This window comes from Amycolatopsis sp. NPDC049253, assembly GCF_040678995.1.
In the GTDB taxonomy this organism is placed as follows: domain Bacteria; phylum Actinomycetota; class Actinomycetes; order Mycobacteriales; family Pseudonocardiaceae; genus Amycolatopsis.
The window spans coordinates 184,483-204,445 of sequence record NZ_JBFAQX010000005.1 but is presented as its reverse complement, the minus strand read 5'-3'; the positions used below and the strand labels follow the sequence as shown (position 1 = coordinate 204,445).

The 19,963-nt window shown below is 70.4% G+C and carries 21 protein-coding genes; 9 read left to right on the top strand and 12 right to left on the bottom strand.

What is annotated here, in order from left to right; all coding sequences use genetic code 11:
• Positions 1 to 169: 169 nt before the first annotated feature.
• The gene (locus tag AB0K15_RS14260; RefSeq protein WP_364049396.1) at positions 170 to 883 is read left to right on the top strand and encodes a DUF2306 domain-containing protein; all 714 of its coding nucleotides are present in this window, start codon (positions 170 to 172) and stop codon (positions 881 to 883) included.
• Positions 884 to 893: 10 nt separating this feature from the next.
• Positions 894 to 1,610: a decarboxylase gene (locus AB0K15_RS14255; RefSeq protein WP_364049394.1), complete on the top strand. Its 717-nt coding sequence runs from the start codon at positions 894 to 896 to the stop codon at positions 1,608 to 1,610.
• On the opposite strand, the gene AB0K15_RS14250 is transcribed toward AB0K15_RS14255, so the two are convergent.
• Genes AB0K15_RS14250 through AB0K15_RS14240 form a run of 3 tightly spaced genes read right to left on the bottom strand, consistent with a single transcriptional unit; the run spans position 1,607 to position 5,886 of the window.
• Positions 1,607 to 2,338, bottom strand: a complete 732-nt coding sequence (locus tag AB0K15_RS14250) for a dienelactone hydrolase family protein (protein WP_364049392.1) — start codon at positions 2,336 to 2,338, stop codon at positions 1,607 to 1,609. The two genes, AB0K15_RS14255 and AB0K15_RS14250, sit on opposite strands and share 4 nt — an antisense overlap.
• Positions 2,339 to 2,398: 60 nt before the next feature.
• Positions 2,399 to 3,538, bottom strand: coding sequence for an acyl-CoA dehydrogenase family protein (locus AB0K15_RS14245; RefSeq protein WP_364049390.1), 1,140 nt, complete (start codon positions 3,536 to 3,538; stop codon positions 2,399 to 2,401).
• Positions 3,538 to 5,886, bottom strand: a complete 2,349-nt coding sequence (locus tag AB0K15_RS14240; RefSeq protein WP_364049388.1) for a bifunctional salicylyl-CoA 5-hydroxylase/oxidoreductase — start codon at positions 5,884 to 5,886, stop codon at positions 3,538 to 3,540. The genes AB0K15_RS14245 and AB0K15_RS14240 overlap by 1 nt, the downstream gene beginning before the upstream one ends.
• A 68-nt stretch (positions 5,887 to 5,954) precedes the next feature.
• On the opposite strand from AB0K15_RS14240, the gene AB0K15_RS14235 reads away from it, so the two are divergent.
• The gene (locus AB0K15_RS14235) at positions 5,955 to 6,347 is read left to right on the top strand and encodes a RidA family protein (RefSeq protein ID WP_364049386.1); all 393 of its coding nucleotides are present in this window, start codon (positions 5,955 to 5,957) and stop codon (positions 6,345 to 6,347) included.
• Here the strand turns inward: AB0K15_RS14235 and AB0K15_RS14230 are convergent.
• The gene (locus tag AB0K15_RS14230; protein WP_364049384.1) at positions 6,337 to 7,185 is read right to left on the bottom strand and encodes a PaaX family transcriptional regulator C-terminal domain-containing protein; all 849 of its coding nucleotides are present in this window, start codon (positions 7,183 to 7,185) and stop codon (positions 6,337 to 6,339) included. The two genes, AB0K15_RS14235 and AB0K15_RS14230, sit on opposite strands and share 11 nt — an antisense overlap.
• Before the next feature lie 52 nt (positions 7,186 to 7,237).
• Here AB0K15_RS14230 and AB0K15_RS14225 point away from each other — a divergent pair, with 52 nt between their 5' ends.
• Positions 7,238 to 7,906 (top strand): GNAT family N-acetyltransferase, encoded by a 669-nt coding sequence (locus tag AB0K15_RS14225; RefSeq protein WP_364049382.1) that lies wholly within the window; start codon positions 7,238 to 7,240, stop codon positions 7,904 to 7,906.
• Positions 7,907 to 7,996: 90 nt separating this feature from the next.
• On the top strand, positions 7,997 to 8,569 hold the full coding sequence (locus AB0K15_RS14220; protein WP_364049380.1) for an oxidoreductase: 573 nt from the start codon (positions 7,997 to 7,999) through the stop codon (positions 8,567 to 8,569).
• Here the strand turns inward: AB0K15_RS14220 and AB0K15_RS14215 are convergent.
• Positions 8,550 to 9,011 carry a MarR family winged helix-turn-helix transcriptional regulator gene (locus AB0K15_RS14215; RefSeq protein ID WP_364049378.1) on the bottom strand — a complete coding sequence of 154 codons (462 nt, stop codon included), beginning with the start codon at positions 9,009 to 9,011 and terminating at the stop codon, positions 8,550 to 8,552. The genes AB0K15_RS14220 and AB0K15_RS14215 overlap by 20 nt on opposite strands.
• 119 nt (positions 9,012 to 9,130) lie before the next feature.
• Between AB0K15_RS14215 and AB0K15_RS14210 the strand changes: the two genes are divergently transcribed.
• Positions 9,131 to 9,538, top strand: coding sequence for a nitroreductase family deazaflavin-dependent oxidoreductase (locus AB0K15_RS14210; protein ID WP_364049376.1), 408 nt, complete (start codon positions 9,131 to 9,133; stop codon positions 9,536 to 9,538).
• Positions 9,539 to 9,556: 18 nt separating this feature from the next.
• On the opposite strand, the gene AB0K15_RS14205 is transcribed toward AB0K15_RS14210, so the two are convergent.
• Positions 9,557 to 10,708, bottom strand: a complete 1,152-nt coding sequence (locus AB0K15_RS14205) for an acyltransferase (RefSeq protein ID WP_364049374.1) — start codon at positions 10,706 to 10,708, stop codon at positions 9,557 to 9,559.
• Positions 10,709 to 10,827: 119 nt separating this feature from the next.
• Here AB0K15_RS14205 and AB0K15_RS14200 point away from each other — a divergent pair, with 119 nt between their 5' ends.
• Positions 10,828 to 11,043: a hypothetical protein gene (locus tag AB0K15_RS14200; RefSeq protein ID WP_364049372.1), complete on the top strand. Its 216-nt coding sequence runs from the start codon at positions 10,828 to 10,830 to the stop codon at positions 11,041 to 11,043.
• Between the two features lie 58 nt (positions 11,044 to 11,101).
• Here the strand turns inward: AB0K15_RS14200 and AB0K15_RS14195 are convergent, their stop codons facing one another.
• The 3 genes from AB0K15_RS14195 to AB0K15_RS14185 form a co-directional block, all read right to left on the bottom strand.
• Positions 11,102 to 13,141, bottom strand: coding sequence for an alkaline phosphatase family protein (locus AB0K15_RS14195; protein ID WP_364049370.1), 2,040 nt, complete (start codon positions 13,139 to 13,141; stop codon positions 11,102 to 11,104).
• A gap of 291 nt (positions 13,142 to 13,432) precedes the next feature.
• Complete coding sequence (locus AB0K15_RS14190) at positions 13,433 to 13,861, bottom strand: hypothetical protein (RefSeq protein ID WP_364049368.1); 429 nt, start codon at positions 13,859 to 13,861, stop codon at positions 13,433 to 13,435.
• A 111-nt stretch (positions 13,862 to 13,972) separates the two neighbouring features.
• Positions 13,973 to 15,115, bottom strand: a complete 1,143-nt coding sequence (locus AB0K15_RS14185; protein ID WP_364049366.1) for an FAD-binding oxidoreductase — start codon at positions 15,113 to 15,115, stop codon at positions 13,973 to 13,975.
• A gap of 70 nt (positions 15,116 to 15,185) precedes the next feature.
• Here AB0K15_RS14185 and AB0K15_RS14180 point away from each other — a divergent pair, with 70 nt between their 5' ends.
• A complete protein-coding gene (locus AB0K15_RS14180) occupies positions 15,186 to 16,061 on the top strand; it encodes a LysR family transcriptional regulator (protein ID WP_364049364.1) in 876 nt (291 codons plus the stop codon).
• On the opposite strand, the gene AB0K15_RS14175 is transcribed toward AB0K15_RS14180, so the two are convergent.
• The 3 genes from AB0K15_RS14175 to AB0K15_RS14165 form a co-directional block, all read right to left on the bottom strand.
• On the bottom strand, positions 16,058 to 17,518 hold the full coding sequence (locus tag AB0K15_RS14175) for a SulP family inorganic anion transporter (RefSeq protein WP_364049362.1): 1,461 nt from the start codon (positions 17,516 to 17,518) through the stop codon (positions 16,058 to 16,060). The two genes, AB0K15_RS14180 and AB0K15_RS14175, sit on opposite strands and share 4 nt — an antisense overlap.
• Positions 17,519 to 17,740: 222 nt before the next feature.
• Positions 17,741 to 18,184, bottom strand: a complete 444-nt coding sequence (locus AB0K15_RS14170) for a transcriptional regulator (protein WP_364049360.1) — start codon at positions 18,182 to 18,184, stop codon at positions 17,741 to 17,743.
• Positions 18,185 to 18,188: 4 nt separating this feature from the next.
• Positions 18,189 to 19,040 carry a class I SAM-dependent methyltransferase gene (locus AB0K15_RS14165; protein WP_364049358.1) on the bottom strand — a complete coding sequence of 284 codons (852 nt, stop codon included), beginning with the start codon at positions 19,038 to 19,040 and terminating at the stop codon, positions 18,189 to 18,191.
• A 117-nt stretch (positions 19,041 to 19,157) separates the two neighbouring features.
• Between AB0K15_RS14165 and AB0K15_RS14160 the strand changes: the two genes are divergently transcribed.
• Positions 19,158 to 19,955 carry an oxygenase MpaB family protein gene (locus AB0K15_RS14160; protein ID WP_364049356.1) on the top strand — a complete coding sequence of 266 codons (798 nt, stop codon included), beginning with the start codon at positions 19,158 to 19,160 and terminating at the stop codon, positions 19,953 to 19,955.
• Positions 19,956 to 19,963: the final 8 nt, after the last annotated feature.

Sequence of the window (19,963 nt, the reverse complement as noted above, 5' to 3'; positions counted from 1 at the left end):
GATGGCGGTGACGCTAAACGTTGCCGTGCGCGTCAAGGCAAGCACGAAGATCACCCGGGCGAGGGTAAGGCTGTCCCCACCCCGCCGACGCCAGCGCACACCATGGTCGCGCCACCCCCGCCGGACCTACGTTCGGAGAGCATCAGGCGACGAGCGAGGGAGAGTGGCCATGACGGCGGGGACGGATCTGCGACCACCGCGGGTACCGGCGCAGCAGCCGCGCACGGCGAAGAAGCGCCGCCCGTGGATCGGGGTGCTGGGGCTGGTCGTGGTGGCCTTCCTGGCCTACGGGCTGCCGCCGTACCTCGCGCTGGACCCGGCGCAGTCGCGCGTGCCGGCCCCGGCGGGCTTCGGTGCGCACTACTGGTTCCTCGTGGGCCACGTGGTGTTCGGCTCGATCGCGATGATCTGCGCGGTCGTGCAGATCTGGCCGTGGGTCCGCCGCCGCTTCCCGGTGCTGCACCGCTACTCGGGCCGCGCCTACGTGTTCGGCGGCGTGCTGCCCTCCGGCGTGATGGCCCTGACGATCGGTGCGGTCAGCCCCTTCGGTCCCGCCACGCGAGCCAGCGACGTCATGCTCGCGGTCATCTGGATCGGCTGCACCTGGGCCGGCTACCGCGCCGCCCGCGACCGCCGCTTCGGCGACCACCGGCGCTGGATGATCCGCAGCTTCGCGCTGACCATGTCGATCATCCTCAACCGCTTCATCTCGCCGATCGCGATCATCGTCCTGGAACCCCAGATGGCCACCACGTTCGGCGGCAGCGAGGTCGCGTTCATGCAGTCCGTCGCGGCCATCGCCGCCTGGGTGAGCTGGACGGTGGCGCTGCTCGGCGCCCAGCTGTGGCTGGAGCGCAAGCCGAAGAAGGCCGTCGCCGCCTAGTCTCGGCCCCATGCGTCTCGGCTTGCTGTACCCGACCAGGAACGCCGGCGAGGACGACTTCCTCGACCTCGCCGGCCGGCTCCGTCCCCCGCTCGACCTGGTTGTCCGCTACTTCCCGTGGCCGTCCGATGTGGACGATGTGGGCGCGCTGGACCTCGCGGCCGTCACCGACGCCGTCCGCAGCTTGGGCTCTGACGCCCACCTGGAGGCGGCACTGCGCGACCTCGAGCCGTTCGACGCGGTCGCCTTCGCCGTCAGCAGCTCCAGCTTCCTGACCGACACCCGGCACCAGCTCGAGACTTTGCGCCGGCTCGCCGGCGCCCCGGCCACCAGCACCACCGCCGCGTTCCAGGACGCGATCCGCTTCCTTGGCCTCGACACGGTCTCGCTGGCCTCGGTCTACCACCCGAGTCTGAGCGACGAGTTCATCGCGCGTCTCGACGCCGACGTCGTCCACCGCGTCGACGCCTCCGCCGGCTCCGACCGAGAGCTCGCCGCGTGGCCGGCCGAGCGGATCGTCGACCTCGTCGCGCGGGCCGCGCACCCGGCCGCGCAGGCCGTACTCCTGCCGGAGACCGCGCTGCACGCCAACCGCCTCACGGCCGACCTCGAACGGGCCGCCGGCTGCCCCGTGCTCACCGCCACCCAGGTCACGCTGTGGGCCGCTGCCCGGCTCGTCGGCGCGCGGCCCACCGCCGAAGGCACCGGACCGCTTTTCCGCCCCTAACGCGGCAGGTTCTCCGCGAACAGCCTTCTCAACGCGGCCCAATGGCGCTCGTCGGCACTGCGGTCGTACGTGTCGTTGTCCGGCACCGCGAACCCGTGCTTGGCGAGGTACGTCTCCAGCACGTGCCGCACTCCGCCGGCGACGAACGCCCCACGCAGCCGGTCGAACTGCTCTGCCGGGAACGCGCTGTCGTTCTCCGCCGCCGCGACCAGCACGGCCGCGCGCATCCGGTCGGCCAGCAGGTGCGGGCTGTCGGGATCGTCGGCGGCGAGGTTGCCACCATGGAACGACGCGGCGGCCGCCACTCGCGTGGGGTGGTGAGCGGCAGCCCACAGCGAAAACCGCCCGCCCATGCAGTACCCGGTCGTTCCCACCAGCGAGCCCGCGACCTCGCTCCGGTCGGCCAGGAAGTCGAGGTACGCGCCGGTGTCGCGCACCGCCATCTCCGCCGTGACGCTCCGCGCGAGGCGCGTCAGCCGCTCGCGTTCCTCGGGCACGGTGAACACCGTGGTGACGTCGAACGGCGAGTACGGCGTGCGGTAGTAGCCGTCCGGCAGGAGGACGACGTAACCCAGCGCGCACAGCCGGTCCGCCATCTCGGCGAACGTCTCGCGGACCCCGGCCGCGTCGGCGTATAGGATCACCGCGGGCCCCGCGCTCAGCGGCGTGTGCAGCGTGGCCGTGCAGAGGCCGTCCGGCGTGGTGATGGTGACCGCGATCCTCGACATGTCGCCGAAACTACCGGCCGGGCCGACGCAGCGGAGCCGGTATCGCGCTGAGCGGAAACTTCAGGAACGCAGCGACCGCGCGATGATCGTCCGCTGGATCTCCGAGGCGCCTTCGTAGATCCGCGGCGCCCGGACCTCCCGGTACAAGTGCTCCAGCAGGTGCCCGCGCCGCAACGCCCGGGCCCCGTGCAGCTGCACCGCCGAGTCGACGACGTACTGCGCCGACTCCGTCGCGAACAGTTTCGCCATCGCCGCGCGGCCGGCCAGGCCGGTCTCGCCCGCGTCGTAAGCCGACGCCGCGGCGTAGACCAAAAGCCGCGCCGCCTCCGTCCGCGTTGCCATCTCCGCCAAGGTGTGCGCCACGGTCTGCTGCTTCGCCAGCGGCCCACCGAAAGCCATGCGCTGACCGGTGTATTCCACGGTCGCGTCCAGCGCGGCCTGCGCCATCCCCACCGCGAACGCCCCGACGCTCGGCCGGAACAGGTCCAGCGTCCGCATCGCGACGGCGAACCCGCGGTTCTCTTCGCCCAGCAGCTCGTCGCGGTGCACGCGCACGCCGTCGAACTCCAGTGTGCCGATCGGGTGCGGGCTGACCAGGTCCAGGTGCTCGCCGGTCAGGCCCGCGCGGTCGCCCGGCACGACGAACGCGCTCACGCCCCGCGAGCCGGCATCCGGCGTCGTGCGCGCGAAAACCGTGTAGAAGTCGGCCTCGGGAGCGTTGGAGATCCACATCTTCTGCCCCGTGAGCCGCCAGCCGTCGCCGTCGGCCTCGGCCGCCAGCTGCAGCGCGGCCGCGTCGGAACCGGCGTCGGGCTCGGTCAGCGCGAACGCCGCCACCGCGTCACCCGCCGCCACGGCCGGCAGCCAGCGCGCGACCTGTTCGTCCTTTCCGGACTGCAGGACCGGGTAACTTCCCAGGCCCTGCAACGCGAGCGCCGTCTCGGCCTCGGTGTTCACGGACGCCAGCGCTTCACGCAGCAAGCACAGGTCGAATGCCGCGGCCTGGCGCGTCGGGTGGCCCGCCGAGACGCCGGGGAACAGCCGCGCCAGCAGACCGTGCGAGCCCATGGCCTTGAGCAGCGGCCGGTTCACCGCGCCTTCCTCGCCCGCCTCGGCGAGCGGCCGCAGCTGTTCCGCGGCAACGGTGCGAACGGAAGCAGTGAAAGCCTGCTGTTCGGGCGTCAGTGCGAAGGCGTTCATCAGTCCCTTTCCGGTCGCCAGCGGGCGTGCGCGGTCTGGTGCCCGCCGGTGCGTACGAGTTCCAGCCGCGGCTCGGGCCCGTCGGTGCGGCCCGTCTGCGGCCGGCGCTTCCCGGCTGCCCACGGCTTCGGCCACGGCATCACGTAGTCCTGCTCCGCCGCCGCGTGCAAAGTCCACTGTGGATCGTAGAGGTGTGTCCGCCCCAGCGCGCACAGGTCGGCGCGGCCGGCGAGGATCAGTGCGTTCATGTCGTCGTACGAGGAGATCGCGCCGACGGCGATCACGGCGATGCCGTACTTGCGCCCCACCTCGTTGCGGATCCGGTCGGCGTACGGAGTCTGGTAGCTGCGGCCGAACTTCGGCTTCTCCTCGCTCACGACCTGCCCGGTCGACACGTCGACCGCGGCGGCCCCGTGCTCGGCGAACGCCGTCGCGATGGCGACGGCCTCGTCGGCCTCGATCCCGCCGTCGTACCAGTCGCTGGCCGAGATGCGGACCGTCATCGGCCGCTCGGCCGGCCACACCTCGCGCACGGCGTCGAACACTTCGAGCGGGTACCGCAGCCGGTCCTCCAGCGAGCCGCCGTACTCGTCCGTCCGCCGGTTCGTGAGCGGCGAGATGAACGACGACAGCAGGTAGCCGTGCGCGCAGTGCAGCTCCAGCAGGTCGAACCCGGCGCGAGCCGCAGAGCGCGCCGAAGCCACGAACTGCTCGCGGATCTCCGCCAGCTCCTCGACGCCGAGCTCACGCGGCGTCTGGCTGTCGGGCCGGTACGGCAGCGGCGACGGCCCGCAGACCTCCCAGTTGCCCTCCGGCAGCGGGTCGTCCATGCCTTCCCACATGAGCTTCGTCGAGCCCTTGCGCCCGGAATGGCCCAGCTGCAGGCCGATCTTCGCCGGCGTGCCGCCGTGCACGAAGTCGACGATGCGCTTCCAGGCCCGCTCCTGCTCGTCGTTGTACAGCCCGGGGCAGCCCGGCGTGATCCGCGCCTCGGGCGACACGCAGATCATCTCCGTCATCACCAGCCCGGCGCCGCCGAGCGCCTTGCCGCCCAGGTGCACGAGGTGGAACTCGCCGGGCACGCCGTCGACGGCCACGTACATGTCCATCGGCGACACGATCACGCGGTTGGGCAGCTGGAGCTCGCCGATCTTCACGGGCTGGAACATCGGCGGCGCGGGGGCCGTGCCCAGCGAGCGGGCGAACCACTCGTCGAGCTCCGTGGCGAACTCCGGGTCGCGCAGCTTGAGGTTGTCGTAGGTGACGCGGCGGCTGCGCGTGAGCAGGTTGAACGCGAACTGCTCCGGCTCCTGGTGGGTGTACTGCGCGAGGTTCTCGAACCACTCCAGGCTCGCCTGCGCCGCACGCTGCGTCGATTCGACGACCGGCTTGCGCTCGGCCTCGTACGCCGCCAGCGCCTCGGGCACGGTGTCCTGCTCGTGCAGGCACGCGACCAGCGCCAGGGCGTCTTCCATCGCCAGCTTCGTGCCGGAGCCGATGGAGAAGTGGGCGGTGTGGGCGGCGTCGCCGAGCAGCACCACGTTGTCGTGCACCCAGCTTTCGCAGCGGACGGTGCCGAAGGTGTTCCACTTCGAGTTGTTGGCCAGCACGTGGTGGTCGCCGAGGACGTCGGCGCACAGCTCGCGGATCAGCTCGATGGACTTCTCGTCGTTCTCGCCCGGCCCGAGGTCGGTGGCGGCGATGGGCGCGAACGCCTGCTGCCACACGTCCTCGTGCAGTTCGAGGATGAACGTGCTGCCGTCGCGGCCGTAGGGGTAGCCGTGGATCTGCATGATCCCGTGGGGCGTCTCGAGCACGTGGAACTTGAAGGCGTCGAAGACGAGGTCGGTGCCGAGCCAGATGTAGCGGCAGCGGCGCGTCTCGACCGACGGGCGGAACGAGTCGGCGAAGCGCCGGCGCACACCCGAGTTGACGCCGTCGGAGGCGATCACGAGGTCGTAGTCGCGCGAGAGCTGCTCCGGGTCGGGGGCCTCGGTGCGGAAGCGCAGGTCGACGCCCAGCTCACGGCAGCGTTCCTGCAGGATCGCGAGCAGGCGCTTGCGGCTCATCGCGGCGAAGCCGTGGCCGCCGGACGTGTGGACCTCGCCGCGGTAGTGCACGTCGATGTCGTCCCAGCGCGCGAACTCGCGGCCCATGGCCTCGTGGACCTGGGCGTCGGCGTGCTCGATGCCGCCGAGCGTCTCGTCGGAGAACACCACGCCGAACCCGAAGGTGTCGTCCGGCGCGTTGCGTTCCCACACCGTGATCTCGTGGCCGGGCCCGAGCTGCTTCGCGAGGGCGGCGAAGTACAGGCCCGCCGGGCCGCCGCCGAGAACCGATATCCGCACGAGAGCAAGGATATGTCGTCTGGCCTACGATCGTCAAGAATGCGATACATGAGCTAGGCTTCCGCGACATGGAGCGCATCAACCCGCCCGAGCTGGGCCGCCCGTCCGGTTTTTCCCACGCCGTGTCCGCGACCGGACAGCTCGTGTTCCTTGCCGGACAGACCGCACTCGACGCCGAGGGCAAGATCGTCGGCGACGGGGTGGTCGAGCAGTTCGCGCAGGCGCTGGGCAACCTGCTCACGGCTCTGCGCGCGGCCGGCGGCGAGCCGGCGGACCTGTGCAGCGTGACCGTCTACATCGTCGACGTGGACGACTACAAGGCCCACGCGCGCGAGATCGGCAAGGTGTGGAAGCGCCTCGCCGGCACCGAGTACCCGGCGATGGCGGGCATCGGCGTGAGCCGGCTGTGGGACGTCGAGGCGCTGGTGGAGGTGCAGGGATTCGCGGTGCTCAGCCGCTGAGGACCTGCAGCAGGTACTCGCGGGCCGGGGCTTCGAGGCGTTCGTGGAGCGCGAAGAACACCTCGGCCGCGCGGATGCCGGACCAGTCGGCGGGCAGCAGCTCCGCGGGCAGCCCCGGGTCGAGGTAGGGCATGCGGCGCCACCCGGTGAGCACGCGCACGTAGTCGGCGAACGCCTCGTCGCCGGGCACGGTGCGGCGGCGCTTCCAGCGGTCGAGCACGGGGGCGTGCTCGTCGAGGAACGCCGTGTACAGCTCGTCGAGCTGGTCGAGGTCCCACCACTCGCGCACCTTGTCCTGTGCGTTTCCGAACGCCAGGTGTTCGGCGCGGAACAGGTCGGCGTAGCTCGCGAGGCCCAGCCGGGTCAGCGCCTCGGCCGTGACCTGGTGCAGGTGCGCGGGCGCGATCCACACGCCGGACGACGCCGTGCCGAACCCGAGGCGCGCCAGCTGCGTGCGCAGGACGTGGCGCTTGTGCCGCTCGGTCTCGGGCACGGAGAACACGGCGAGCAGCCAGCCGTCGGCCAGTGTCGCGCGGTCGCGGCGGAAGATGCGGTCGTCGCCTTCGCGCAGGATCGCCAGCGCGGTCTCCGACAGCTCGTAGCCCGCGGTCCCGTCGCGCCGCACGGCGTCGAGGATGCTGCGGCGCTTGAGGCGCGAGATCGACGAGCGCACCGCCGGCTCGTCGACGCCGAGCGCCGCGAGCAGGTCGATGAGCGACGCCACGGACAACCAGCCACCCTCGATGCGGTGGTAGAAGCCGTATACGGACACGATCAGCTGCCGAGGCTGGGCGGCACGCCCGGCGTCGAGCTCGGTTGACTCCGGTACGGCCGTCACCTGGTCACCATAACAACCGCGAGCTGTGACTGCGGGTACCATTTGGCCCGCGATGGTGAACCTGGGTGAAGCACCGCTGTTCGGCCGGTTGACCCGCCGAGGCCGGCTCATGGCGAAACGCACCTGCGACCGCAGGGGCCACGCGTTCGCACTCGGCCGGTTCCTCTTCCGCACCCCCACCGCCTGGGAATACGCCGCCGCCGTGGCCTCCGGCAGCGACCCGGCCGCCCAGCGGTGGCTCGGCTGGCTGGCCGACTCGGTCATCGCGGAACCGATGCGGTCCGAAGCCCTCCGCGTGACGCCCGGCACCGGACCGGCTTGGACCTATCCGGATCCGCAGTCCGTCGACATCGTGGCCATCGATCTGCGGGAGAACCGGTGCGCCGGCCTGGTCAGCGTGCACGCCGGCGAGAACGGCGGCCCGGAGACCGGCGGCTACCTCGCGCCGGCCTACCGGGGCCGCGGCCTGGGCGGCGACCTCTTCACGGCGGGCCTGGTGCTGGCGCACTCGCACCTCGGCCTGCCACGCGTCCGGGCGGGGGCCGAGGTGGGGAACGTGGCCAGCGGCCGGTCCCTGGAGGCGGCCGGCATGCGGCGGGCCGCGGGGCCGCCGCGGTACACGCTGCCGAACGGCCGGGTGAGCGAGGCCTGGTGGTACCAGCACGACGCGCCACGGCCGCATCGGTGTGAGGGGCCGCAGGCGGAGTGGTTGTCGTTCTGAGGGGAGTGGCTGTGGGGGTTGTGTCGGCCAGCGCCCGCGACCACCACACTTCGGCCGGCGCCGAGGCTTCCCGGCCCTACCGTCCCAGGCATGGATTCCCGAGAGCTCCTCACCAACGCACCCGTGCCGCCGGTCGAGGTGAACGTGGCCTGGCTGCGGGCGATGGTGGCCAGGTTCAGCAGCGGCGAGGACCACGCCAGGCGGCGAAAGCTGGTCGTCGAGGAACTCGCCAAGGCAGACCCCGAATCACTGCGTGAAGTGGCTGCCGAGAAGCCCCGCCAAGGACCGGTCGCGACGCTCGCGCAGGTGCTCGGGTTCGAGGTCGACCCCGGAGACGTCGGCAAAGTGGCCCGGGCCTACCAGCCGCACTTCCCCCAGAGCGCCGAGGCCGATGAAGCTTGCCGGCGGCTGGTCGAAGCAGTGGGGCAACCCGATGAGCGAACGGCCGCCAAGGTCGGTCTGCTGGTCCAGGCCGCAGCCACCGAGAGCCTGATCAACGGCACGCAATACCCGCCCGTCCCCAGTACGCGCCGCTGGGTCGACGGTGCCGAAGTCACCGTCGAGCTCAAGGGCTTCCCCTTCGGGGCCGGCCCCCACGCCTGCCCGGGAGAAGCCCACGCCAAGGCTCTCGCGGAAGGAGCCCTCAGCAGCACCCGTCCGTGAACTCCAGTGAAAGCGAATACGCCTTCAAGGTATCGATCACCAACGCCCTCTCGGCGGGCGACAACGGCGCCAACGCCCGTTCCCAAGCCCGCGCCCCCGGTGCCAGCCAGGCGTCGACGGCGGCGCGCTGCGCGGGGCTGATGCTGACGATCGTGCGGCGGCGGTCGGCGGGGTCTTCGGCGCGGACGAGCACGCCCTGGCGCGAGAGGTCGCCGATCATGAGGCTGGCGGTGGTGGGGGCGATCTCGAGGCGGCCGGCGAGCTCGGTGACGGTCAGGGGACCGTCGAACAGCAAGATGGACAACAGGCACAGGTGGCGCGGCGCCAGGGACAGGTCCGCGAGCTCAGGTGGCACCGGGGTGCGCTTGCCGCGGCCGGCCAGGCGGGGCATGAGCAGCAGCAGCTCGCGCACGCCGTCCTCGAGGCTCGGCCCGGTGGTCATCCCGCTCCTTCGACCAGAACCACGCGAAACACCTTGTCGCGCAAGAGGATACCTCGCGTTGACATCAGTTTTGTAAACAAAGTAAGTTTGGTCGCAAAACAAACTGGAGGGACACCACTGTGTCTGACTGGAACGACCAGATCATCGAAGAGTTCCGCGCCAACGAGGGCAAGGTCGGCGGGATGTTCGAGGGCGCGAGCATGATCCTGGTGACCCACACCGGCGCGAAGAGCGGCACGCAGCGCGTCGTGCCGCTGGTCTACACCACAGATGGCGAGGGCCGTTACGTCATCGCCGCGTCCAAGGGCGGCGCGGACACCAACCCGGATTGGTACCACAACCTCGTGGCCAACCCGAAGGTCACGCTGGAGATCGGCACCGAGAAGTTCGACGCCACCGCCAAGCTGGTCGAGGACCGCGCCGAGCGCGACCGCCTCTACGCCGGCATGGTCAAGCACATGCCGGGCTTCGCCGACTACGAGAAGAAGACCACGCGCCTGATCCCGGTCTTCGTGCTGGAGCGCTGAGCGCCCGCGGCAGACCGCTCAAACACGAGCCGGCACCGGCGGCGCGTCGGCAGGAACCGTGGCCCGTGCGGCTTTGCGGGCCTGCCGGCGCGTGAGCAGCCGCTTGCCGGTCGCGATCATCGGCTGTTCCACCCAGCGGTGGATCAGGTCGGCGATCGCGAGGTCGACCAGGAATACCGTCACGGCCGTGATCAGCCGGGTGTGGCCCAGCGCCGGCACGGCCTGCACCACCACGAAGTGCACCGGGCCCTGCAGCAGGTACAGCGAATACGACCGCTCGCCGACGAACCGCATCGGCGCCGTCGAGAGCAGCCAGCGCGCGGGGCCCGGTGACAGCAGCACGATCAGCAAGAGCATGGTGACCACCGCGTACGCGAGCAGCACCAGCAGGTTCTGCCGCGTTTCGCGCCAGAGCGGGTCGAGGTTCGCGTGCAGCACGAGGAACCCACCCACGATCGGGATCGCGGCCAGCGGGTGCGTGAACGGCCGCAGCACGGCGAAGCTGCGGCGGTAGTGCAGCAGGATCGCGAGCAGGCAGCCGCCGAGCAGGATGGCGTAGTGGATGCTCGACCGGTAGATGGCCGTCGGCGAGAAGTCGAGCAGCCAGCCGCCCGTGGTCAGCGGCACGAGCGCCAGCAGCACGGCCATCGCGGCGAGCACCAGCGCGAGCTTGCGCCGCGCGGCGCCGACGCCGATCGCGACCAGCAGGAACGGCCACACCAGGTAGAACTTCTCCTCGATGCCCAGCGTCCACGAGCCGGAGAAGAAGTTGTCGGAGCCATTGCCGTGCGAGCCGGGGAAGAACTCGTTGAGGAACGTCAGGTAGTACTTCAGCGCGTGCGGGAAGTCGCGCGCGAGGAACTCGCCGCGCAGCAGCACGAACGCGATGATCCCGCCGAGGATCACCAGGTACGGCGGCAGGATCCGGAACACGCGCCGCACGTAGAACCCGCTCAGCGAGATGCGCCCGGTGCGGTCCTGCTCGCGCAGCAGCAGCGTCGTGATCAGGAAGCCGGACAGCACGAAGAAGATGTAGACGCCCACCCAGCCCGACGGCCACACGAACTTCGGCCCGGCGAAGTGGAAGAACACGACGATCGTCGCCGCGATGGCGCGCAGACCGTCGAGCCCGGGGAACCTGCGCATGCCGAGGTACTCGTCATGGCTCATCGTTCGCAAGAAATCGACCCCCATCGCCTGGCTGCGGTGGGAGTATAGGTGGACGATCACGGGTACCCGCGCGGCGGGCCCACGCCCGTGACCTGCGATTACTCTGGGTGGTGGGGGCTGTGACGCTGCTGGTGATCCTGGTCGGGGCGGTGCTCGTGGTGATCGGCATCGCCGCGGGGCTCGACATCCGGACGCGCCGACGCGGCCGCCGCGCCGCCGAGGACGGCTGGGACGCGCTCAAGGAGACGCGCCGCGATTTCCACGCCGCCGAGCTCGCCCGCTACCAGAGCAGCGACTTCTCCTGGCTCGACCGGGTCCGCCGGAACAAGCGCTGACGGAAAGCGGCCGGCGGACCCGAGCAGGATCCACCGGCCGCCTGCGTGAACACCCGAACTAGCAGTCCTCGCCGATCCGGCCGGCGTAGCGCTGCTGCCACGTCGAGTCGCCCTCGACCGTGATGACCACGTCGTAGTAGCCGTTCTCGGTCGGCCAGTTCACGATCGCCGGCAGCGGGCCGAGCACCGTGACGGTCTTGGTCCCGCCGCTGAAGTCGTTCGCGGTCAGCTTGTAGTGCATCGGCTTGAGCAGGTTGTCGTTGTGCAGCGTGAAGCGCACGTGCTGCTCACGCACCAGCAGCGTCGGCTGCAGCAGGTCGGCGTCCACGCGCGGGTCGTGCCCGGACGAGGTGACCTTGCCCGCGAACGAACGCACGAAACCGTCGTTCGAGTAGATCGAGAACGCGTACTCGCCGCCGGTGGCGGAGGTGTCCCAGGTGTAGGACTGCGACTTGCGCTCGGTGACCGTGAACGGCGTGCTGGTGAACGGCTTGAGCTTGTCCGGGAAGACCTGGAAGCTCACGGCCTTGCCCTTGTCGCCGCCGGCCAGCGTCATCTTCGCCGTGACGTGGCCCTTGTGGTCCTGCGTGACCGTGGCGTGCGGGTGGAAGTTCAGCGGCCGCGGCTTCATGTGGCCGGCCGCCACCTTCACCGGCTGTTCGGCTGTCGGGTCCGCGAACGTCGCCGGCCCGGTCTGCGGGTGGGCGAAGTCGAGCGCGCTCGTCAGGTCCCCGGCGATCGAGCGGCGCCAGTCGCTGATGTTGGGGCAGGTGAACGGCTTGCCGAGGTGCGCCGCCCACTTCTCCAGGAACTTGATCGTCGACGTGTGGTCGAAGACCTCCGAAGCGACGTAACCACCGCGCGACCACGGCGACACGAGCAGCATCGGCACGCGCGGGCCGAAGCCGAGCGGGTACGAGCCGGTGTACTCGCCCGCGGTGCCGGCCTCGGGCCACGGCGGGAGCACGTGGTCGAACTTCCCGTCGTTCTCGTCGTAGTTGAGGATGAAGAGCGTGTGGTTCCAGATGTCCGGGTTGCTCTGCAGGATGTCGAGCACGGCCTTGGTGTAGCGCTCGCCGTGCAGCGTGTCGGCGTCCGGGTGCTCGGACCAGCCGTAGGGCGCGACGATCCACGAAACGGCAGGCAGCGGGTGCTCGGCACCCGGCTGGCAGGCGTCACGGAAGTCCTTGAGGACGGCCTGCAGGTTGGCGTCGGAGTCGTCGTCCGGCGTGGTCTTGCCGGCGTAGTAGGTGGCGTTGCCGCGCCAGATCAGGCCGGTGCCGGGCTGCAGCTTCGGGTCCAGCGGGCTCAGGCCGTTGGGTTCGAAACCCTTGAAGTACTTGAGCTCGTTGTCGCCGTAGTCGCCGATCCACGAGCTGAGGTAGCCCTGGCGGCCGTTGCCGCTGTTGTCGGAGTAGAGACGCCAGTCGATGCCGGCTTCCTGCAGCTGCTCGGGCACGGTGATCCACGGGCGGCTGTAGTTCGACTCGTCGGTGTTGCCGGTCTCGGTGTTGGACGAGCCGCTCCACAGGTACTTGCGGTTCGGGTCGGTCGGGCCGAACTCGGAGCAGAAGTTCTGGTCGGCGATCGTGTACTGGGCGGCCACCGAGTGGTAGAAGCTCATGTAGCCGTCGCTGTGGTAGTTCATGCAGCTGGCGCCGTTGTGCTGCACCCACTGGTCCCAGCTGCGGTGCGCGACGTCGCCCCAGGCACCGTGGTCGTTGCCCCACATGCCGTCGTCGACCTTCGGCGTCACGATGGCGCCGGTCTTGTCCTTCTGCTGGAAGACGCTGGTGCCGTCCTGGAACTTCAGCGCCTGCTTGTCGTTGAAGCCACGCACGCCGGGGAACGTGCCGAAGTAGTGGTCGAGCGAACGGTTCTCCTGCATAAGGATCACGACGTGTTTCAGGTCGGACATGTCGCCCCTGAACCCTCGCGGCAGGCCGTTGCCGCCCAGGGTGGCGGCATCCGCGGTGCCCGCGTCGGCGAGCCCGCCGAACATCAGTGCTCCGGCGGCGACGCCCGCGCCCTGCAGGAACCGGCGGCGGGTGGTGCCGGAGTCGGGCTCGGGGGTGGGGGTGGTGGGGTCGGCGGACAAGGCAAAACTCCTCACGCGGGGGTGGTGTCGACCGTTGATCCAATCCAGCGGACACCAACACCGCGTGAACACTTGCGAAGCAAGTTCTGGCAGGCGGCCGACGGTTGAGGGCAGACGGCCCCCCGAAGCCGGGTCAAGTGCCCCGAAACCGCACAAAACGCTCAGTTTTCGTCAGGTGTTGGCGCGCCTGCGGACTGAGGGGAGAACGGGCAACCGCCGGGGCGAGAAGCGAAAAGGAACGGCCGGCGAATTCATCGGGGAAATGACTTCGCCGGCCGCGGTTTCAGAGAATCAGTTGTACCAGTCGAGCAGTGTCGGCAGCAGGGAAACGCTCTTCACGCGCACCTGCGGTTCGCCGAGCACATTTCCCCACGGCACGGTCATGTGCCCGGAAACGCCGCAGCCGATGTCGAACCAGCCGCCCTTCGGGTGCGCCGAGTCGAATCCCCAGCCCTGCACGCAGGCGGTCTGGTTGTTCGTCACGGTGAAGCTGTAGCCCTGCTTGCGGCCCGGCGAGCCGAACACGCTGCAGCCCGAGTGCGACGCCTTGCTCCAGACCTGCGGCGCGCCGCCCGCCTGGTGGGCGCCCGAGCACGCGTTGGGCGACTGCGGTGCCGCCTCGGCCGTGGCGCCGGTGAGCAGCACGCCCCCGGCGACCGCGGCCGCCGCGACGACCGCGCCCAGCCGGGAAAAACGGCGCGAAGAATCCTGAATACCCATTCGCGGTGAACCTTCCCAGTAGTGCCAGCCCCCAGAATTCGACTGGCCTGGCGCAGAATCTACTCGGCGTGCGGCGGGCGTCGAGAGCTCCGGTGAAAACTTAAGATCGACTTAGGAGAGCGGCTGGCCGTACACGAAACTGCGCAACCGGCCGGTGGCGGTGAGTGGGACGAACAGTTTGTCGTGGGCCGCGCGCACGGGGTCCGGCCCGGATTCGTCCAAAACGGACAGGGCGCGGATCGTGTAGCGCGATGCGGGCGTGAAGTCCGGGGCGTTCGACCGGGCGTAGGCGCCGCCGAGGAGGTCGATGATCAGAACCGTCGGCACGGGCGCGCCGGGTCCGGCGTGCTCCAGGATCGCGTCGATCGTGGTGTCGGGCAGCTGCGCGACCACGCGGTTGTCGCCGAGGTACGCGTGGGGGTGCGGCGGCTCGGCGGCGATGGAGCCGGACTCGGTGAACGGCATGGTCTCGAGCGTGTCCACGAGCGGTCCCAGCGCGCGCAGGGGTGCGACGAGCCGCGGGCCGTCGTCGCCGAGGTGGGCGACCCGGACGTGGGCGATGTGCTTGCCGCGCAACGGTTCCGGCACCATCGGCAGGTCCGGGTAGGGGATCAGGGCGAGTGACGTGGTGACCGTGTCGGGGAGGTCGGCGGTCCAGTCGCGCCAGGTGTGCAGGACGTCGGGCAGCCGGGGGGTGTCGAAGTGGAGACCGCCGCCGTACAGGCTGGTCACGGGGACGAGGCCGAACTCCAGTGCGGTGATCACGCCGTCGCCGAGGTCGGTGGTGCGTTCGATCGTGCCGTCGGCGGTCACGACGTCGGCGGAGCGCACTCGGCCGGCGGCGAGGCCGTAGCGGCGCCCGAGCAGGCTGAAGCCGCCGCCGAGCGTGTAGCCGACCACGCCGACGCCGGGCGCCGAACCGCTGAGCGGCGCGAGTCCGTGCTCCGCGGCGGCTTCGAGCACCTTGCCCCAGGTGGTGCCGGCCTCGACCCGGGCGACCGCGTTGACGGGGTCGATTTCGACCCCCTGCATGCGTTTCGTCGAGATCAGGACCCCGTCGGCCGGGGCGCGCAGGCCGTGGCCGGTCGCCTGCACCGCCACGGGCAGGTCGTGGGCCGCGGCGTGGCGCACGGCCTCGGCGACGTCGTCGGCCGTCCTGGCGGCGACGACCAGCTTCGGTGTCGACGGGATGCCGGTCTGGAAGCCGGCGATTTCCTCGCGGTAGCCGTCATGGCCAGGGGTGAAGGTGTGCATGACTCCAGCCTGACCAGCCACCTTCGAGAAGTCCAAGAGATAGTGCTTCCCGAAGCTAGAATCAGTGCTTATGGAACTGCACCAGCTCGAGTACTTCGTGGCCGTCGCCGAGGAAGCCAACTTCACGCGCGCTGCGGCCCGGATGCACGTCGCGCAGCCCGGCGTCAGCGCGCAGATCCGGCGCCTGGAACGCGAGCTGGGGCAGCCGTTGTTCGACCGCTCGGGACGCGCGGTCCGGCTCACCGACGTCGGCGCCGCCGCGTTGCCGCACGCCCGCGCCGCGCTCGCCGCGGTGGCCGCCGTGCGCGAGACCGTTGCCGAGCACGAAGGCCTCATCCGCGGGCAGGTGGCGATGGGGATCGTGACGTCGGCGGGACCGGTCGCGCTGCCCGATTTCCTCGCCGGCTTCGCCGAGCGTTACCCGGGTGTCGAGATCACCCTGGGCGAGGCCAACTCCGACGTGATGGTCGAGGCGCTGCGCGAAGGCCGCCTCGACGTCGCCGTGATCGGCCTCGCCGACGGCGTGCCCGCGGGCCTCTCCGCGCAGGTCGTGCTCGACGAGGCCGTCGTCGCCGTCACCGCGCCCGGTGATCCGCTGGCCTCGCGCGACGAAGTCGCTTTCGCCGATCTGGCCGGCCTCGGCCTGATCTGCCTGCCGAAGGGCACGGGCGTGCGCGGCGTCCTCGACCGCGGCTTCGCGACGGCGGGCGTGCACCCGCGCGTGACGATCGAGGCCAGCGACCCGAACGTGTTGGCGCAGCTGGCCATGCGGGGCCTCGGCGTGGCGATCGTGCCGGAATCCCTCGCGCGGTACTACGCCACCGAGCTGCACACGCTGCAGCTGCGGCCGCGGCTGCGTGGCCAGCTGGCGCTGGCGTGGCGCGCCGAAGGTCCGAGCGGTCCCGCCGCGCGCACGTTGATCGAGTTCGCGCGCTCGGTCCTCTAGCGCGCCGTGAGCTCCCCGGTGAGCCGCCCGTGGATGCGGGCGCTCGGGGAGTTGAGGCCGACGATCTCGACCGTTTTGCCGCGTGCGGCGTACTTCGTGGTGATGGCGTCGAGCGCGGCGACGGTGGAGGCGTCCCAGATGTGGGCGTCGGTGAGGTCGAGGACGACGTGGGCGGGGTCGCCGGCGTAGTCGAAGCGGGAGACGAGGTCGTTGCTGGAGGCGAAGAACAGCTCGCCGGTCACCGCGTAGACGACCTGGTTACCGTCCGGGTCGACGGCGGCGGTCACGTCTAGCAGGTGCGCGACGCGACGGGCGAAGATCACCATCGCGGTGATCGTGCCGACGACCACGCCGATCGCGAGGTTGCTGGTGGCCACCACGACGGCGACGGTGATCACCATGACCGCGATCTCGCCGGCGGGCATTCGCTTGAGCGTGGCGGGGGCGATGCTGTGCCAGTCGAACGTGCCGAACGCGACGAGCACCATCACGGCCACCAGCGCGGCCATGGGGATGCGCGAGACGAGCGGGCCGAAGACGATGCAAAGGATCATCAGGAACGTGCCGGCCAGGAACGTCGACAGGCGCGTGCGGGAGCCGGCGGTCCTGACGTTGATCATGGTCTGGCCGATCATCGCGCAGCCGCCCATGCCGCCGAAGACGCCGGTGACGACGTTGGCGATGCCCTGGCCGATCGCCTCGCGGGTCTTGCTCGACGGGGTGTCGGTGATGTCGTCGACGAGCTGGGCCGTCATCATCGACTCCATCAGCCCGACCAGCGCGAACGCGATCGCGTACGGCGCGAGCAGGGTGAGGGTGCTCATCGTGAACGGCACGTCGGGCACCCCGGGCACGGGCAGCGAGGACGGTAGCGCGCCCTTGTCGCCGACGGTCGGCACGGTGATGCCGGCGCCGATCGTGAGCGCGGTGAGGACGACGATCGAGATGAGCGGCGCCGGCACCACCTTGGTCAGCTTGGGCAGGAAGACCATGAGCAGCAGGCCGCCGGCGAAGAGCGGGTAGACCGGCCACGGCACGTCGATCAGCGACGGCAGCTGCGCCAGGAAGATGAGGATCGCCAGCGCGTTGACGAACCCGACCATCACGCTGCGCGGCACGAACCGCATCAGCTTGGCCACGCCGAGCGCGCCGAGCACGATCTGGATCAGACCGCCGAGGATCACCGTCGCGACGAGGTAGCCGAACCCGTGCTCACGCGCCAGCGGCGCCACGACCAGCGCGATCGCCCCCGTGGCGGCCGAGATCATCGCCGGGCGCCCGCCCACGATCGAGATCACCACGGCCATCGTGAACGACGCGCACAGCCCCACCCGCGGGTCGACGCCGGCGATGATCGAGAACGAGATCGCCTCGGGGATCAGCGCGAGTGCCACGACGAGCCCGCCGAGCACCTCGACCCGCGCCACCTTCGGCGACAACCACGCCGGCCGGGCCATCCGGAACACCTTCGGCACGCAACACGCCCTGACTCGCTCGGACGCGTCACCGACGCGCCTGGGGTTCGCCCCGGCTTCTCCGGCCTGGCGGCCACTGCGGGGCGCCGCCCGACCCGTCGCCGGGAGCGGGCCGCCCTCAGTGGCGGCTCGGGGCGTCACGTTAGATCAGTGTGAACCGCGTGGTCGCGACCTCCCCGGCCGAGTGCGGTGGAGATCACCCCGTCACAGCGCGGGCGGCGGGTCCTGCGTCGCGAGCTTCTGCAGCCACGACATCGACGCGTCGGCCGCGCGGATGCGTTCGGAGCGGGGCCCGTCGCCGGTGAGGTCGAGGCCGTCGCGGGCGATGGTGGTGAAAGTGGACAGTCCGGCGAGCTTGCGGTGCACCACTTTGCGCCACGCGTCGTCCTCGATGCGGAAGTAGGTGGTGCGGTCGCCGGGTTTGCGGACGCGACGGATGAGCTCGATCGCCGTCAGGTAGCGCATGTTGGACGTCAGCGACGCGCGGCTCGCGCCGATCGTCTCGGCGATCGCGCCGGCCGACTGCTCCGGCGGGTCGCAGATCATCAGCCACCCCAGCACGCGCCCGGTGATCGGGGGCAGCCCCCACTCGTCCACGCAGAAGGTCGCCACGCGCTCCACCCAGGCCAGCGCCGCGTCGTCGCTCATGCGCTCACTGTGTCACGCCGGCCGGGCCGAACGTGTAGCGCAGCACGCCCTTGTCCATCCGCGCGAGCCACGGGATCCGTCGCATCACCCGGCAGCGGAAGCGGAAGCCGGGCGGCATCTTGGCGACGTCGGGCGAATCGATGAGCCGCCGCTGCTCGGTGAAGCGCAACGCGGGCGCCCACCGCTCGACCTCGCGCGGGTCGTCGAAGCCCTCGTTGATCGCGATCCCCAGCGTCTTCACCGCCGGCAGGACCCGCGGCATCATGCGCGACGAGAACCGCGAGTAGCCCAGGACGATCAGCTCGCCGCGGTCGAAATGGCCGGTCAGCCGGTTGAGTAGCCGCGGGAACGACGAAGGCGTCATGAACGGGTACAGCCCGTCCATCACCGCGATCATCGGCCGGTCGCGCGGTACGTCCGCGAGCCAGCCGCCCTCGGCGAGCTCACCGGCGACCGGGTGGACGCCCGCGGTGTCCGGGTAGCACCGCCGCCGCAGCTCGATGACGGCCGGCAGGTCCACGTCGTACCAGTCCACGCCCGCCGGCCGCCGCACTCGTAGCGCCCGGCTGTCCACCCCGCACCCGAGATCGAGCACCACGCCGTCCGCGTTGCGGTCCAGGAACTCCTGGACCCAGCCGTCGAAGATCACCGCCCGGATCCCGACGCTCAGCCGCTCCTTCAGGTCCAGCTTCGGCGTCGGCCCGAGCCGGCGGAAGTCGTAGTCGATCTCGTCGACCAGCGCTTTCGCGTACGGGTCTGCCAGGATCGGCTGCTCGGCCGCGGCGTCGAGGGCGCGGGCGTGGAGGGTGATGAACGCGGTCTCTTCGACGCCGGTGAGTGTCGCGGTGCTGATCATTCGTACCCCCTTGCTAGTAATTTCAGTCTTTACTGAAACAGCTGGCAAAGTCAAGGCCGGCGACGTCTCTTGACCTGAGGTAAACAGTCGCGTTTCCTTGATCCACGAGGAGGCGCGATGGGTGACGTGCTCAAGCAGGCGATGGTCGGCATCGGCTTGATGGCCGGCAGCGCCAACGTGATCATGCAGCTCGGGCGGCCCGCGGTCGGGTACGGGGTGATGGAGAGCCGCGTCGAGAGCGGGAACCTGTTCAGGCACCCGGTCAAACGCGCGCGCACCACGGGGACGTACCTGGCGGTCGCGACCTTGGGGACGGACGAGGAGCGCAAGGCGTACCGCAAGGCGGTCAACGGTTCTCATCGGCAGGTTCGATCTACAAAGGACAGCCCTGTCGCATACAACGCCTTCGATCCGGAGCTGCAGCTGTGGGTCGCCGCGTGCCTCTACAAGGGACTCGAGGACGTCCACGTGGCGTTCTTCGGCGGGGCCGCGCCCGAGGAGCTGTACGCCGAGGCGGTGGGCCTCGGCACGACGCTGCAGGTGCGGCCGCAGATGTGGCCCGAGAACCGCGAGGCGTTCGCGAAGTACTGGGCCGACGGGCTCGACCGCGTCGTCATCGACGACCGCACCCGTGCGTACCTCGGGGACCTCGTCGACCTGCGGCTCCTGCCGTGGCCGTTCGCGCTGGTGTTCGGGCGGTTCCACCGGTTCGTGACGACCGGGTTCCTGCCCGGGTGTTTCCGTGAGCACATGCGGCTGTCGTGGACCGAACAAGATCAGCGAAATTTCGAACGTCTCACGCGCGCGATCGGACACGTCGTGCGACGCCTCCCGCGCAGCGTGCAGCAGTTCCCCTACAACGCGTACCTGCGCGACCTCCGCAAGCGCCGCCGCGAAGGCCGTCCGCTCGTGTGAAGCGGTTG

Excerpts from the sequence above, each read along its gene's own strand:
- AB0K15_RS14235 (WP_364049386.1), top strand. The coding sequence starts at position 5,955 with ATGGAGCGCATCAACCCGCCCGAGCTGGGCCGCCCGTCCGGTTTTTCC.
- AB0K15_RS14255 (WP_364049394.1), top strand. The coding sequence starts at position 894 with ATGCGTCTCGGCTTGCTGTACCCGACCAGGAACGCCGGCGAGGACGAC.
- AB0K15_RS14250 (WP_364049392.1), bottom strand. The coding sequence starts at position 2,338 with ATGTCGAGGATCGCGGTCACCATCACCACGCCGGACGGCCTCTGCACG.
- AB0K15_RS14215 (WP_364049378.1), bottom strand. The coding sequence starts at position 9,011 with ATGACCACCGGGCCGAGCCTCGAGGACGGCGTGCGCGAGCTGCTGCTG.
- AB0K15_RS14185 (WP_364049366.1), bottom strand. The coding sequence starts at position 15,115 with ATGCACACCTTCACCCCTGGCCATGACGGCTACCGCGAGGAAATCGCC.
- AB0K15_RS14220 (WP_364049380.1), top strand. The coding sequence starts at position 7,997 with ATGGATTCCCGAGAGCTCCTCACCAACGCACCCGTGCCGCCGGTCGAG.
- AB0K15_RS14260 (WP_364049396.1), top strand. The coding sequence starts at position 170 with ATGACGGCGGGGACGGATCTGCGACCACCGCGGGTACCGGCGCAGCAG.
- AB0K15_RS14245 (WP_364049390.1), bottom strand. The coding sequence starts at position 3,538 with ATGAACGCCTTCGCACTGACGCCCGAACAGCAGGCTTTCACTGCTTCC.
- AB0K15_RS14170 (WP_364049360.1), bottom strand. The coding sequence starts at position 18,184 with ATGAGCGACGACGCGGCGCTGGCCTGGGTGGAGCGCGTGGCGACCTTC.
- AB0K15_RS14180 (WP_364049364.1), top strand. The coding sequence starts at position 15,186 with ATGGAACTGCACCAGCTCGAGTACTTCGTGGCCGTCGCCGAGGAAGCC.
- AB0K15_RS14225 (WP_364049382.1), top strand. The coding sequence starts at position 7,238 with ATGGTGAACCTGGGTGAAGCACCGCTGTTCGGCCGGTTGACCCGCCGA.
- AB0K15_RS14165 (WP_364049358.1), bottom strand. The coding sequence starts at position 19,040 with ATGATCAGCACCGCGACACTCACCGGCGTCGAAGAGACCGCGTTCATC.
- AB0K15_RS14160 (WP_364049356.1), top strand. The coding sequence starts at position 19,158 with ATGGGTGACGTGCTCAAGCAGGCGATGGTCGGCATCGGCTTGATGGCC.
- AB0K15_RS14175 (WP_364049362.1), bottom strand. The coding sequence starts at position 17,518 with ATGGCCCGGCCGGCGTGGTTGTCGCCGAAGGTGGCGCGGGTCGAGGTG.
- AB0K15_RS14205 (WP_364049374.1), bottom strand. The coding sequence starts at position 10,708 with ATGAGCCATGACGAGTACCTCGGCATGCGCAGGTTCCCCGGGCTCGAC.
- AB0K15_RS14190 (WP_364049368.1), bottom strand. The coding sequence starts at position 13,861 with ATGGGTATTCAGGATTCTTCGCGCCGTTTTTCCCGGCTGGGCGCGGTC.